Here is a 13,340-nt window from a genome sequence, read left to right as displayed (position 1 = left end):
GCCTAAAAATCTGTAATGAATACACATAATGATTTTAATATATAACCTTAACAATACCAATTCCATTCAAATAAAGAAATGACTGGAGACTGGTTGAATATATAACCTTCTTTATCCACTCAAACAGTCCTCTTAAGACAAACCATACGCTTTGCTTTCATAAACTCTTTTTTAATCAATAGCCTATATAATTTGACTGAAATCAGCTCCTTCGTGAAAAACATTTTTAAAATAGCAAACCAGGATATTGATTAAAGGTTTTCACATTGTTACATTGGGGATAATTAATATGAGAGCAGCAAAATATTGTGAATGAGTCACCACCCCAGAATCAAACCCTCTTTTCATTGTCTTTGGCAGCATTAGGTATTGTTTATGGTGATATCGGTACAAGTCCTTTATATGCCATTCGTGAATCCCTTGAAGGTTTACCCATTAATCTCATTGATGTACTAGGGGTACTATCTCTTATTTTCTGGGCGCTGATTCTTGTTATTTCGATTAAATACTTGACCATTATTTTTCGCGCCGACAATGATGGTGAAGGTGGTATATTGGCCTTGCTGGCTCTTTTGAGACGAAAAAACGGTAAATTTCAGAAATATTTTTTTCTTATTGGTATATTTGGCGCAGGACTGGTGTTTGGCGATGGTATGCTGACACCGGCTATTTCTGTAGTCAGTGCATTGAAGGTCTTGATGTTACTCTGCCTGCTCTTTCAAACTGGGTACTTCCGATATCCTGTTTAATTCTGTTAACCTTATTTTTTTTTCAATCCCTTGGAACGGCAAGAATCGGTTTTACTTTTGGGCCTATTGTGTTTATATGGTTTTGCACCATAGGTATCCTGGGCTTAAAAGAAATTATTCATAATCCCATCGTTTTTAAGGCAGTTAATCCTTATTATGCGGTTGAATTTATTCATGTGAACGGATGGCGGGGGTATGCTTTACTGGGTGGGATTTTTCTTGTTGTCACAGGCGGAGAAGCTCTATATACCGATCTGGGACATTTCGGCAAAAATCCTATTCGCCTAAGCTGGTTTTGTGTGGCTCTGCCAGGATTACTGTTAAATTATTTTGGCCAGGGAGCTTATTTGCTGAAGCACCCTGATGCCATTTCCAATCCTTTTTACCATCTGGCTCCAGCCTGGTTTTCCCTGCCTTTATTGATCATTGCTACCATAGCCACGATCATCGCTTCACAAGCTGTCATTTCAGCCACTTTTTCCTTAGCAAAACAGGCAGTATTATTGGGTTTATATCCGCGATTACCGATCATACAGACATCTGAAACAAAAAAAGGACAAATTTATATCCCTCAAATTAATTTTATCCTGGCTCTGGGAACTCTTTTGCTGGTTTTCACCTTCCAGACATCAACCGCTTTAGCTCATGCCTATGGCATTGCAGTGAACCTGGACATGCTGCTGGTTACTTTATTGGTCTCTTTTGCAGCTTATAAAATATGGCGGTGGAATATTATTCTTTTGATTCTTCTCTTTTCCTGTTTTTTATTCATTGATCTGCTTTTTCTTGGTGCCAATCTTCAGAAGCTTCTGACAGGAGGCTGGGTCCCGGTCGTTTTTGCCATGATATGTGCCTTTATCATGTACACCTGGAAAAAGGGCATGGACTTTTTACGCAAATTTTATTATACCAACAAGGAAGATGTCTCAAAAATTTTAAAACAGTTGCATTATAAGAGCCTTAACCGTCTACCCGATCTGACAGCGATTTTTATCACCGATGTTTATGACAAAAGCGGAGGAAGTTTTCTGCATTTTCTCAAGCTTAATCGCGCCCTACCAGAGCATGTGCTTATCGTCAGTTATGTCATCGAAAACGTTCCTTATGTCAAATCAAGCGATCGATTTGAGGTCTCCTGTCTGGATGAAAACATCTGCAATCTGATTTTACATTACGGTTTTAAGGATTTTATTTCCATTCCTTTAGCTCTTTATAATGCCAATGACAGAAAAATGCTACCTTTTTCAGTGAACGTGGATTCTGCGGTTTATCTGATGGAGGTCCCTAATATCGTTGCTACACGTAAGAAAAAGACCTTATGGTTTTTCTGGCAGGAAAAGATATTTTCTTTCTTATCAAGAAACTATTCTGCGAATCTGAATATTGATTTTTATCAACTTCCTTATAACCGAACCATCGCCATTGGCGCCTATCTTATGATATAGAGAATCCTGTTCAAATTGAATGAAAAATCCATTTCTGGTGATTCTTTACTCTATCCCATATTCGGCAGTAAATGATATTTTTAGTCGAAACAAAAATAATTCAAGTGGCGCATTTTATGTGCTAACGAATGAGTAGAGCAATGGACTCTCCACGTATACATTTCTTGAAATCCCTTCTTTGCTTAGCGATCTGCTGATTTTCAAACTATCACGCCTCATAATTAATCAATTTAATTGATTGTTTGTTCTAATTTTATTCGTTTCAAATGAATAAAAAATATTTATATATTCAGTGTGCTTACTTATTAATCAAACAGAGGTCATTTCTTATGAAAGCACACAAAGAAAACTTGAAAGCTAAAATCATTTCCAAGATAAAACCTTTTTTGAAAGAAGAAATGCAGGCCAAGCTGGATGAAAATGTACGCTGGACCTACATCAGCCATCCTGAACACATGGAAAAATCAAATGTCATTTCCGCAATAAGCTATTTTATTGAAAATAAACTGGATGAATTTATAGACCTTTGCCAGGATATCCTTCCCTCATTCACCCAAATAGATAGTGAGTCTATTGGTACAGAGCATCCAACTGAAATGGCCAAAAAATTCATTGACTTGTTTGACTACCTGGAAAAAAACGGATTTCCAGGAGCAACATCATTTAAGAAGCCTGTCAATTTCTGGTCTGGTGAAGTTGCCAAGAAAAAAGCATTTGAAGCCGTTCATGAATTATCAGATAGCCAGGTACCTTCTATTTCTATTATATTTGACGTATGTCGTGCGATTTATAAAGTGCAGCAAACTTATGATGACTTCATTATTTTATTCACTTGCAGCATCTCGCGCGTATTTTCTTCATATGCCTTTAATGTTGCAAATGTGTATATAAGTTCAGAAAAAAAGTCTGAATCAGCGGGAATCACTGTTTCTAACAATTTTTGGCTTGCAGAATTGCCGACTTTAATGAAATTGCATGAGCGTCAACTTCTTCAAGACATTCAAATTCATCTTTATGATCATCATCGAGAACAATGGAATAACCCCGTCAGCCTTTTTTCCAAAGAAGGCTATGAGATTCCAGTGAGAAGAAGGAGTCTTCATCCTCTCGATTCTAAAGAATTAACTGATCGATTTAAAACGATCAATATGTCGAGAGAGGAAAAAGAGCGCTGGGCTAACAGTCAACCTCGTCCAAACCTCACCTATGGGAAATTAAAAATAATTGCTCAGATTTGGCGAGAACGAACAAAACAGAAAAAATCCAAGGATACTGAATTTCCAAACGCCAAAACGTCCATGTCACTTGTTTAACGTAATTTGAGTCATGGATGACTCTTATTGAATCCCGCTTTCAGTTCTTTTCCCCTTGGCTGCTTTTTTAAATTACGAGCAGAAAAAGAATTAATTTTTTACTTTATGGTTAATCTCTACTTAATAATTTATCGATAAAATACCAACTAGAAAAATCTATTTAATTTGCGGAGTTTGTATGCAGGAAAAACGAGAAGATTCATCATTAGTTACCGATGAACAATTACCATTAATTACACCACCGAAAAAATCCATTTTTCAAAACTCAGGAAAAGCAGGGCTTACACTGGTAAAACTCATCACCAGTTTACCAAAAGGGGCAGGCTCATGGTCATCCACCTTTGGCCCAATCGCGATTTATTATAAGCCTGGCCTTTGGTTAATTGCACCTGTAACCACAGGTTCTGGTATCAGCCTGACGCACGAAGCGGTCACTGCTCTTGCAGAAAAAAACCCCGAAAATAAATTTTTTAAAGCTTTAAATAAAGGTACTTTTGCAGTCGAAAAAGGAATCAGTGGTTTTTTAGGCGACTTTGGCTTTGCCTGGAGTACAATAAATACTTTAGCAGGATATATCGGAGGCATAGAATACCACAGCAATGATTTTGCCAGAATGGTAGCCCCGGCTCTGGCTGTCCTTCCAGCCATTCTAACTCGCAGTGTGAACTATAAAAATGCCCAGAATCAACTAACCGAACGCAGCATAACAAGACATGTCGCAAATACATTCCGTGGACTGGTAGCGCCTGGCGGTGTTTTGGGAGTGCTTTTACAGCAAGAGATTATTGATCCTGAATCTCCTGTTCCGAGCAGCATTATTTTAGCCACCGGTATTGTGGGCTTGCTGAGTTCTTTATTGAAAGAAAGCCACCCAAAAATTAGTAAAGTCCTCTCAGCACTTATTGAGATCATTTGTGAAAATCCTTCTCTGGCAGCCACTTTTTTCCATTTTCCCAATGATATATATGCCGCAACCAATGAGGAGCATGAAATCAGTTATGGTTTTTTCTTCACCAATGTGGGACTGTCAATGATATTTTTAATCACACTGACACTTTTTTCCCTAAAAAATCACCTGCAACCTTCTTCAGAAAATCAGCCGTCCAATGTTCATTTTGATATAGAAACAGGATATAGCTCAGAAAGTGAAGATAGCGAAGAAGACGAAGATAGTGAAGAAGACGAAGAAAAACTTAAAGAAGAGCCAAAGATTCAGGTTTTACCGGATGTAGAAGAGGAAAACCTGTCAAGCGATTTAGAAAAGAAAGAAGAAATTAGGAAAAAAGAAGACGTAGACAATAAAGACGAAGGAAAAGAATTGCAGGAAGAGATAAAAAAGGAACCACCACCAAAAAATTTAGAAGAAAAAATGCATGAAAGAGAGCCAAAAGCTCAAAATGATGAGGAGATAGTCTTGGCAAGAAGCATAGAGAAAGTTGACTCGCTGAAAAATACCCAGGAAAATCCAGTCGATAGAAATCCGCTGTCGATTTCCTCCTCACAGGAGTTCCGCTTTTTTCTCCCAGCCGAGGAACAATCATCTGAAAAAAGTCCAAAAAGTATTGTCAGACAACCTAAGGAGGCGACAAATACAACAATAGAAGATCATGAAGAAAGAAAAGAATCACTCGTAAATAATTCATGAGGAGAATAACAATGAAAAAATCAGTTTTAGGTATTACATTATTGCTTAGCAGCAGTATAGCTATGGCCTCATCAGGGAGTTATCTATTTCTGGAAACGGCTTATCAGGGAAGCTTGATTAAGAATAAGGACAATAGCTATAGCCTGACCTTACAGAATGAATCAAAAAACATTGATTATTTTGCCGATCGCCCCGCACGAAAAACAGGAACCATGCCTTTACAAGAATTTGTCGGTTTGTGGAAAAATAAAGATATCAAAAATAATTTTTCTGACATTCCACCCAATGTAGCCATTACCCTAAAGGATGCCGCAGGTCAATCAAAGCATTTCTTCGCCGAGGTGCTAAACCCCAGTTACAGTAAAGACAGGGTAAATTATAAGTTGATTGTTCTCAGTAAAAATCCAGTTCCTACGGGCAAGGTAAAAGATTTAAGTTTGTTTTTTGACGGCATTCACTGGAATCCAGGTGGTTTTGGTCGGTAATGTCTGGTGCGTTGAGGCCCATGTCTCAACGCATTCAAAACCCCAGTTCGGAGTTTTAAAAAAATTCCATCACTGTTCAATATACTGGTACTTAACATCTCATAAACCTAACGCTGCTTGGGATTTATTAAACTTAAAAAGATACTGACCATTATAATGGTAAGTATTATTGTCAAAATGATTAAAATCGGAATTTCAATCCAATAAGCGAGCAACATTTTAAAACCAATAAAAGCTAATAAAACGGCAATACCGTATTTAAGCATTTGGAATCTGTCCACCAGATTGGCAAGTAAAAAATACAATGCTCTCAATCCTAATATGGCAAAAATATTGGAGGTAAAAACAATAAATGGATCATGAGTGATGGCAAAAATAGCAGGAATACTGTCAACAGCAAAAATCAAGTCACTTATCTCTATTGATACAAGCACAAGAAAAAGCGGTGTAAAATAAAACAAACCTTTATCACGTATAAAAAAACGCTCTTTATGAAGTTTATCGGTAATACGAAAATGATGACGCATCCAACGCAAAATAAGGTTTTGCTCCAAATCAGGTTTTTTTTCGGAAAGAATCAACATCCTAAGACCTGTTATCAACAGAAAAGCACCAAATAGATAAAGTATCCACTCAAATTTATGAATTAACCAGATGCCCATCAAAATAATGATTAAGCGCATGAAAATTGCGCCTAATACCCCATATAATAAGACCCGCCGCTGGTATTTGGCTGGAATAGCAAAATAATTAAAGATCATCAAAAAAACGAAAATATTATCGGTAGACAGAGATTTTTCCACAAGATAGCCTGTGAAAAATTCCAGTGCCTTTTTATTGGCTATGGCAGTTGTGGATGTTTGCATTAAATACCACCATAACAGTATATTAAACAGCAAAGCGGTGGCCACCCAAACACTGCTCCAGAAAAGCGCCTCCCTGGTAGATACACGATGAGCTTTCCTGCCCCCTAAGGCAAAAATATCCAGACCTAAAATAAGCGTGACAATGACTAGAAAAAGCAGCCACATCCACCATTCACCAACTGTGCTCATTTATTGCCCCATCTTTTTTATTCTTTGAGATCTTAGCTGTTAATATGGCGAAACCAGCGCTGACTACACCAGAATACAGCCAACAGATAGGGTATACCACCAGCAACCCACATGATTAAACCTGCAAGTTGCTGGCTTTGAAGCGAGCGATGATGACCATATAAGGAAATATGCGCAAAGGTCAATAAAGCACCAAGAAAACCGGTATGCATTAAAGTGAAGAGCAAAGCAAGAAAAGCTTTAACGGTTGTATATTTTGTGCTACGAAGCACTGCCCACCAAAATAAGCCAGCAGTGACTATAAAACAAGCGTGTTCAACCACATGCCACCAAGAATTGTTCAGCGCAAGAAGATACGGCTTTGGTGCATGCCAGAACCAGATCATGACGGCATGCAAAGCTGCCGCCAACATTGGATAATGAAGGATGCGAAAGAAAGGAAGGAAAAATAGCACTGCTACTCGATTGCTGGCTATCGATAATTGAGGCAAGGGTTGCGCCAGAACCCACAACGGCGCAATAACCACCATCATTAACATATGCTGTGTCATGTGAGCCGCTGTGTTCGTTTCAGCCCATTCATCCAGAGGACCAAAAATAGTCCCTATAATAATTAGCGTTGCCAACTGAAATATGCTCCACTTTTTTAAACCCGGCCAATTTTTCCAAGCCCCAATTGTATAAAATATCCATATACACAATAACAATATCGCACTCAAAACAATGGGTAATTGCGAGGATTTACCAGAGGCAAACGGATCATGTGCGAAGCTTAAAGAAGGAAAAATCACCATCAAAGATAATGTGCATAATATGAGATTTTGCTTTTTCATGCCGTTATTCCTTTTTTGTTTTCCATTCGCCAATGTTATAAGCAAGGCGGGAAAAACAAAATCATCATTCCAATACTAAACATTGCGAACATGGCTACCAGATAGCCTCCCAGGCTAAGCCATATCATAAAACGGGTAATGCTGGATTTTGAACGAGAACATTGATAGCTCTTCCAGCAGCAATAAGTCAAATATATTAGTATAAAAAATATCAACAATGTAAGGCATAAAAGAATAGTTTTTATCCAATAAAATGAATTGTCATACATATTTGGATAAATCGCACAATAAATCGATAAAACACTGTATATAAGTACAAACCACACACTCCAGATGGTCAAACCCAAGACCAAATGGAGGGGATGAGGTGAAAAAGACATTATGCCCCCCAGGACATGGGAAATAAGATAACAGCGACATATATAACCCAGAAGATAGCCAATGTGTAAAACCACCATTGCTCAACCACAATAGGCTCATAAGGCGCTTTTTTACCTATATAACCATAAGCGACACGCAGGGCTAACATTACTGTCATAATCATAGCCAAAACAGTGTGAATAATTTGATATAAAAGCATGACCAGGATAACTCCATCATGGGCTAATGCTGTGGGTTTTAAACCAGAATTTACCAATACCCATAACAACATGGCAGATTGAATAAGGGCTAGAAAACTGATGCTCCAGAGGTTTACCTGCAGAAATTTAATTTCACGCTTTCGTACTTTCTTGATAACTCGGTTAAACCAGAAGGCAGATAGGGTCAGTAAAAAACCATTCCCAAGTAATAAAACATTGGAAAGGTTCACATTATTGGGTATTTTCCAGTGAGGAGCCGCCGTCCATAAATAAAACCATCCGAACAATAAGGACATAAACAAGGCAGCGTCAGCAAGCAAACTAATACCCATACCCCAAAGTCCAGGTCCATCAAAAGTACGGGAATGTAAAGGTGGGTCACCAGGTGCTTTTTTTGCATCTGGCGCAGCTTTAGGATGAGCGCCATTTTCCCATGACCAACGCAATACAATCCCAAGGAAAATTATAAAAGCAAAACATGTAAATAAATAATATCGCAAAAGCAGGGAAATAAAAATGACTGCCAAAAAACCGGAAGCCAAAAATGGCAACCAAGTATTCCCTGGAAGATGAATGATCTCACGAACACGCCCAGTAACCGGATCGGTTCCCCAGGTTTCACGACGCCCGTGGCTGGCTACAGCCAGAGCGTGTTTGCCTTCAGCAATGGTTTGTTGAAGATCTGGGTTCTCCCAGAGTGGATGGCGGGTAGGACAATCTGGCAAACTGATAAAATTATATGGATTGGGAGGTGTGCCTGTAGCCCACTCAAGAGTATCGGCATTCCATGGATTTCTGCCGCAAGGTCTCCCATAACGAAAATGAATAAACAAATCAATTAAAATCATTGCAATACCAGCTGCCATCACAAAAGATCCTACCGATGAAATGAAGTTTGGCCAGTCCCAGCCCAAATTTGCATCATAGGTGTAAATTCGTCGCGGCATACCAAGCAACCCTGTCCAATGCATAATTAAAAAGGTCACATTAAAACCAATGAACGTTAACCAAAAAGCCCATTTCGCAAGTGACTCTGAGGGCATGCGACCAGAAAAATGTGGCATCCAATAATAAAGCCCTGCAATTAAAGGAAAAAACATGCTCCCTATCATGACATAATGAAGATGAGCAACGACAAAGTGCGTGTCATGCACCTGCCAATCGAAAGGCACTAGCGCCAACATAACACCGGTTAATCCGCCAGCGACAAAGATGATTAAAAATCCAGTGATCCAAAGCATAGGGACACGAAAAACCGGACGTCCGGCGAAAAGCGTTGTCAACCAGGCAAACAATTGAATTCCCGTAGGAATGGCTACCAACATGCTCGCAACTGAAAAAAATGCCTGGGCCAATTTTGGAATTCCTACTGTGAACATATGGTGCACCCATACACCAAAACTGATAAAGCCAGTGGTTATTACAGCAAGAACAATCCATCGATAACCTACCATTGCGCGACGAGCAAAAACAGGAAGTATGGTTGAAACGATCCCGGCAGCGGGCAAAAAAATAATATAAACATCTGGATGACCAAACAACCAGAATAAATGTTGCCAAAGAATAGGATCCCCGCCGCGGCTAATATCAAAAAAAGGAATATTTAATGCCCTCTCAAGTTCAAGCAGAATACTGCCAAGAATTAAGGGAGGAAAACCAAAAATGATCATGATGGCCATGACCAAAACATACCAGCAATAAAGAGGCATTTTGTCTAATGTCATTTTGGAAGTCCGTGTACGTATAATGGAAACCACGAGCTCAATACCAGTCACAATGGCAGAAATTTCCACAAACGTGACGCCCAGCAACCAAAAATCAGCGTTTTTTCCAGGAGAATACACCGCACTTGTTAAAGGCGTATACATAAACCAGCCAGTATTAGGAGCAATCTCGAGAATAAGACTACTTACTAAAAGCAAGCCACCAAATAAAAAACAAAAGTATCCCAAAACACTTACACGGGGAAACACCAGATCTCTAGAACCAATCATTTTCGGGACAAGATAAATAGCCAATCCTTCCATCATTGGAACAGCAAAAAGAAACATCATTATTGTTCCATGCATAGTGAACAGTTGATTATAAAGTTCGGAAGAAATGATACTCTGTTCAGGAAGAGCGAGCTGTGTGCGCATGACCATCGCTAAGACACCACCAATTAAAAAGAAGACGGCCGCAGTAATGATAAAACGGATGCCAATGGTCGTATGATTAACAATGGTTAATGCCCGCCACCCTCTTGGGTTACCCCAGACTTTGTTGAATTCATCATGTTTATGCAGTTGATCTACTTTACTTATCTTACTCATTATGCATTCGTCTCAATAATTGCTGATCAAGGTTCTGACGGTCAGATAAAACAATAGATGCCTGCTGACGCTTCAACCAGGCATTAAACTCATCATGAGAATGAACTTCTACATCGAGCAGCATACGCGCATGCCATAGACCGCAAAACTCAGCACACTGTCCGCGAAAATGTCCAGGTTTAGTTGCTTGAATTCGCAAAATATTGGTATGCCCCGGGATCATATCAATCTTGCCATTCAAGCGCGGTACCCAAAAAGAATGGATAACATCATGGCTCGTGGCATAGATATCAATAGGTTGGTTAAGTGGCAAATGTAATTCGTTGATCAAGGTTATTCCTGCATCAGGATAATGAACTTCCCAAAACCACTGATGCCCTGTCACATTAATTCGCAGGATTTTTTGATTTCCCGGCAAAGGCAACATGCTGTGTCCTATAGGAACACCGAAAAGAAGCACTAGCGAAATACTGATGGTCGGCAGCAAAATACCTCCACCTATAATAAAGTATCGACTTAATCGTTCAACCTCGTTTTTATTTGCTTCTTTATCACGAGATCGCATAGCATAAAACCATAAGATACAAACGACAATAAACACCAAACTAAAAAAAATAAACATCCCCCACCATAATTTTGAAACCAGCAACGCTGCTGGCCCGGCAGGATCCAACATGGACTGGGGTCCTTTGCAACCACCAAGGAAAAAAAGGATGAATATTGATAAAACTATTGGTAATCTTTTAATTAAGCCTTTTTTTTTCATTAACTGACTGACGGAATCTGCATGTCTCAAGAACCTATTATCAGTCGAATGTCTATTGCCGGACATCCTATACATCCGATGCTGATCCATTTTCCTGTTGCGGCATTGCTTGGTCTGATGGCCACCGACTGTGTCTACATTTACACAAAAGATTTTTTCTGGGCCAGAGCCGGTTTCTGGTTGGCAGTTGTTGGCACATTGGGTGGGGCTCTCTCTGGACTGATTGGTTTGATTGACCTGATCACTGTCGCTCGTATCCGTCGGCTGATTAGCGGATGGTGCCATGCTATTTTTGCGATAACCATGCTCTCGCTGGCAACGTTCAACTGGCTGTTGCGTATGCCAGATCCTGCAGTAAATATCTTCCCGGCGGGAATTTACATGTCCTTTCTGACCACTTTTCTGATTTTTCTTACGAGCATCATGGGAGGTCAACTTGTTTATGAATACGGCGTGGGTGTTGATATAAAATCCTGAATGACACCCTGGGGTCATAATATGACTCCCAAACGAGGTTTTGCTAATACCAGCGAAATAATAGACGTTATTAAAATCAACGAAGTTATCCCACAAAGAAAACAGAGAACATTCAATCTTTTTCCTGCCCCCTTCTCCATTTTTAAAATTAACCAACCATTAAAGGTATGACATATCACCAGACCTACAACTAGAGTTAGCTTAATGACCAGCCAAAAAGTAATGATTTGTTTTATTGCAAATACAAGGGTTCCTGAAATTATTGCTACTAAAGCCATGGGGGTAAGGATAAGATTGAAAATCATTCTTGGTAAGTGGACTTGCTCACCCTGTAGATTAATGCGCTGAGCAGCTATGCCAGATATAAGAGCAGGTAAATAAATCAAAACTCCGCACCAACAGAGCATTGCTGCTATATGCAACAACAATAACCAACGCATAAAATGTCCCTATGTTTATGACTCCGTTACCGATCAGCTTGACATCTCATATGAGCTTAAAAAACTGTAACACAGACGCGCCAGGTAAAAAACCATTACAAACTTTCATTAAAATATCAGATAAGACATCGTAAAAAAATTAGCAGGAACTTTTTTATTTGTAATTCTCAGTTTTCTCTTCTTTTTTTGTTGCTTGATCCAAGAAAACCCCGTGCCGATAACTTGCCCTTCCAATGAGATGGAAACCTACCGGTGCTGATAAAAACAGAAAAATGATGACCATAATTACTTTTAAAATGACTGACCAACTGGAAAAATGAATCGCCTCGGCAATCAGCATTAAACTGACTCCTAATGTTCCTGCCTTTGCTGCCGCATGCATCCTTAAAAATAAATCCGGCATACGCATAATTCCTAAAGCTGCGATAAATATAAATATTGCTCCTGTCAGCAAAAATACATCACTAACCACCTTGATTTCTCCTCATTGTTTTTCCAGGTAATAGGCATACATAGAAATACTTAAAAACATCACTAGTCCCACCAGTATGATAAAGTCAATATACACGGTTTCCTGAACGACCAAACTGAATAAAATCACGGAAGCTATAAGTATATTTGTTAACAAGTCCATGGCTATTACCCGATCGGACAAATCTGGCCCTATAAAGAGACGAATAAAACAAAAAATCATTGAAAAAATAATAAATACGCAGGATAGCCCAAACAGGATGCTCATGGCCAAATCCTCATTATGGGATGTTCAAATTTTCGCTTTATGTCGCTAATCAACCGTTGCTTGTCCGAAAAAAACATCACATGTAATAACATATTTTTTTTATCCCTTGATATTTCCAACGTTAAAGTTCCAGGAGTTAATGAAATGACGTTCGCCAGAAAAGTAATTTGGATATCATTTGTACAACTCAAAGGAAAATCGATTAACGCCGGCTGCCATTGATATCGCGGTAGCAAAATGGATCTGGCTACTCGAAAGCTAGCGATTATGATTTCATAAATAACAAAAATAATGAAATACAATAAAGAGAAAAATCGTATCAAATAACCACCTCCAGGCATTTCCCTCTCCTTTAAATGCTTATAAAAAATCTTTTAAAGCCTGGTCCAAACCCCTGATTTCTGTATAAATGATCATGCTGCAAACTCTAATGAGTTATCAATTGATAAAATCCTGTTAATAATAGTATTACCATGAGTAATACAATTCAATGTATTCAT

Annotated in this window: 12 protein-coding genes and 1 pseudogene; 5 read left to right on the top strand and 8 right to left on the bottom strand. The window is 38.9% G+C overall.

The features are described 5' to 3' along the window. The first annotated feature begins 308 nt into the window (after nt 1-308). The 4 genes and pseudogenes from E4T55_RS10555 to E4T55_RS10540 all read left to right on the top strand — a co-directional run bounded on the left by E4T55_RS10555 (nt 309) and on the right by E4T55_RS10540 (nt 5,637). Nucleotides 309-2,194 (top strand): annotated as a pseudogene (locus E4T55_RS10555) (potassium transporter Kup). 329 nt (nt 2,195-2,523) lie between these two features. Further along, complete coding sequence (locus E4T55_RS10550) at nt 2,524-3,507, top strand: hypothetical protein (RefSeq protein WP_131780742.1); 984 nt, start codon at nt 2,524-2,526, stop codon at nt 3,505-3,507. 178 nt (nt 3,508-3,685) lie between these two features. Then, a complete protein-coding gene (locus E4T55_RS10545; RefSeq protein ID WP_058500848.1) occupies nt 3,686-5,152 on the top strand; it encodes a hypothetical protein in 1,467 nt (488 codons plus the stop codon). Nucleotides 5,153-5,163: 11 nt separating this feature from the next. Continuing rightward, nucleotides 5,164-5,637, top strand: coding sequence for a hypothetical protein (locus E4T55_RS10540; protein ID WP_058500847.1), 474 nt, complete (start codon nt 5,164-5,166; stop codon nt 5,635-5,637). Nucleotides 5,638-5,744: 107 nt separating this feature from the next. Here the strand turns inward: E4T55_RS10540 and E4T55_RS10535 are convergent, their stop codons facing one another. The 4 genes from E4T55_RS10535 to coxB form a co-directional block, all read right to left on the bottom strand. After that, entirely contained in the window at nt 5,745-6,692 is a 948-nt protein-coding gene (locus E4T55_RS10535; protein ID WP_115325344.1) for a TerC family protein, read from the bottom strand. 32 nt (nt 6,693-6,724) lie between these two features. Then, nucleotides 6,725-7,525, bottom strand: a complete 801-nt coding sequence (locus E4T55_RS10530; RefSeq protein WP_058500845.1) for a cytochrome c oxidase assembly protein — start codon at nt 7,523-7,525, stop codon at nt 6,725-6,727. 379 nt (nt 7,526-7,904) lie between these two features. Continuing rightward, nucleotides 7,905-10,418 (bottom strand): cytochrome c oxidase subunit I, encoded by a 2,514-nt coding sequence (gene ctaD, locus E4T55_RS10525; RefSeq protein ID WP_058500844.1) that lies wholly within the window; start codon nt 10,416-10,418, stop codon nt 7,905-7,907. After that, a complete protein-coding gene (gene coxB, locus E4T55_RS10520; RefSeq protein ID WP_065235965.1) occupies nt 10,411-11,094 on the bottom strand; it encodes a cytochrome c oxidase subunit II in 684 nt (227 codons plus the stop codon). The genes ctaD and coxB overlap by 8 nt, the downstream gene beginning before the upstream one ends. 111 nt (nt 11,095-11,205) lie before the next feature. Between coxB and E4T55_RS10515 the strand changes: the two genes are divergently transcribed. Next, the gene (locus E4T55_RS10515) at nt 11,206-11,661 is read left to right on the top strand and encodes a DUF2231 domain-containing protein (protein WP_058500843.1); all 456 of its coding nucleotides are present in this window, start codon (nt 11,206-11,208) and stop codon (nt 11,659-11,661) included. A 14-nt stretch (nt 11,662-11,675) separates the two neighbouring features. Here the strand turns inward: E4T55_RS10515 and E4T55_RS10510 are convergent, their stop codons facing one another. From E4T55_RS10510 to E4T55_RS15640, 4 genes are all read right to left on the bottom strand, one after another. After that, nucleotides 11,676-12,101, bottom strand: a complete 426-nt coding sequence (locus E4T55_RS10510) for a CopD family protein (protein ID WP_058500842.1) — start codon at nt 12,099-12,101, stop codon at nt 11,676-11,678. Between the two features lie 154 nt (nt 12,102-12,255). Further along, nucleotides 12,256-12,573, bottom strand: a complete 318-nt coding sequence (gene mnhG / locus E4T55_RS10505) for a monovalent cation/H(+) antiporter subunit G (RefSeq protein ID WP_058500841.1) — start codon at nt 12,571-12,573, stop codon at nt 12,256-12,258. A gap of 12 nt (nt 12,574-12,585) precedes the next feature. After that, nucleotides 12,586-12,840 (bottom strand): MrpF/PhaF family protein, encoded by a 255-nt coding sequence (locus tag E4T55_RS10500; RefSeq protein ID WP_058500840.1) that lies wholly within the window; start codon nt 12,838-12,840, stop codon nt 12,586-12,588. Continuing rightward, nucleotides 12,837-13,181, bottom strand: a complete 345-nt coding sequence (locus E4T55_RS15640) for a Na+/H+ antiporter subunit E (RefSeq protein WP_058500839.1) — start codon at nt 13,179-13,181, stop codon at nt 12,837-12,839. The genes E4T55_RS10500 and E4T55_RS15640 overlap by 4 nt, the downstream gene beginning before the upstream one ends. Between the last annotated feature and the right edge of the window lie 159 nt (nt 13,182-13,340).

The organism is Legionella israelensis (assembly GCF_004571175.1).
Taxonomy (GTDB): Bacteria; Pseudomonadota; Gammaproteobacteria; order Legionellales; family Legionellaceae; genus Legionella_D; species Legionella_D israelensis.
This window is presented reverse-complemented; position numbering and strand designations above follow the sequence as displayed.

Excerpts from the sequence above, each read along its gene's own strand:
- E4T55_RS10530 (WP_058500845.1), bottom strand. The coding sequence starts at position 7,525 with ATGAAAAAGCAAAATCTCATATTATGCACATTATCTTTGATGGTGATT.
- E4T55_RS10515 (WP_058500843.1), top strand. The coding sequence starts at position 11,206 with ATGTCTCAAGAACCTATTATCAGTCGAATGTCTATTGCCGGACATCCT.
- E4T55_RS10510 (WP_058500842.1), bottom strand. The coding sequence starts at position 12,101 with ATGCGTTGGTTATTGTTGTTGCATATAGCAGCAATGCTCTGTTGGTGC.
- E4T55_RS10540 (WP_058500847.1), top strand. The coding sequence starts at position 5,164 with ATGAAAAAATCAGTTTTAGGTATTACATTATTGCTTAGCAGCAGTATA.
- E4T55_RS10500 (WP_058500840.1), bottom strand. The coding sequence starts at position 12,840 with ATGAGCATCCTGTTTGGGCTATCCTGCGTATTTATTATTTTTTCAATG.
- E4T55_RS10535 (WP_115325344.1), bottom strand. The coding sequence starts at position 6,692 with ATGAGCACAGTTGGTGAATGGTGGATGTGGCTGCTTTTTCTAGTCATT.
- coxB (WP_065235965.1), bottom strand. The coding sequence starts at position 11,094 with ATGTTGGATCCTGCCGGGCCAGCAGCGTTGCTGGTTTCAAAATTATGG.
- E4T55_RS10545 (WP_058500848.1), top strand. The coding sequence starts at position 3,686 with ATGCAGGAAAAACGAGAAGATTCATCATTAGTTACCGATGAACAATTA.
- E4T55_RS10550 (WP_131780742.1), top strand. The coding sequence starts at position 2,524 with ATGAAAGCACACAAAGAAAACTTGAAAGCTAAAATCATTTCCAAGATA.
- E4T55_RS15640 (WP_058500839.1), bottom strand. The coding sequence starts at position 13,181 with ATGCCTGGAGGTGGTTATTTGATACGATTTTTCTCTTTATTGTATTTC.
- ctaD (WP_058500844.1), bottom strand. The coding sequence starts at position 10,418 with ATGAGTAAGATAAGTAAAGTAGATCAACTGCATAAACATGATGAATTC.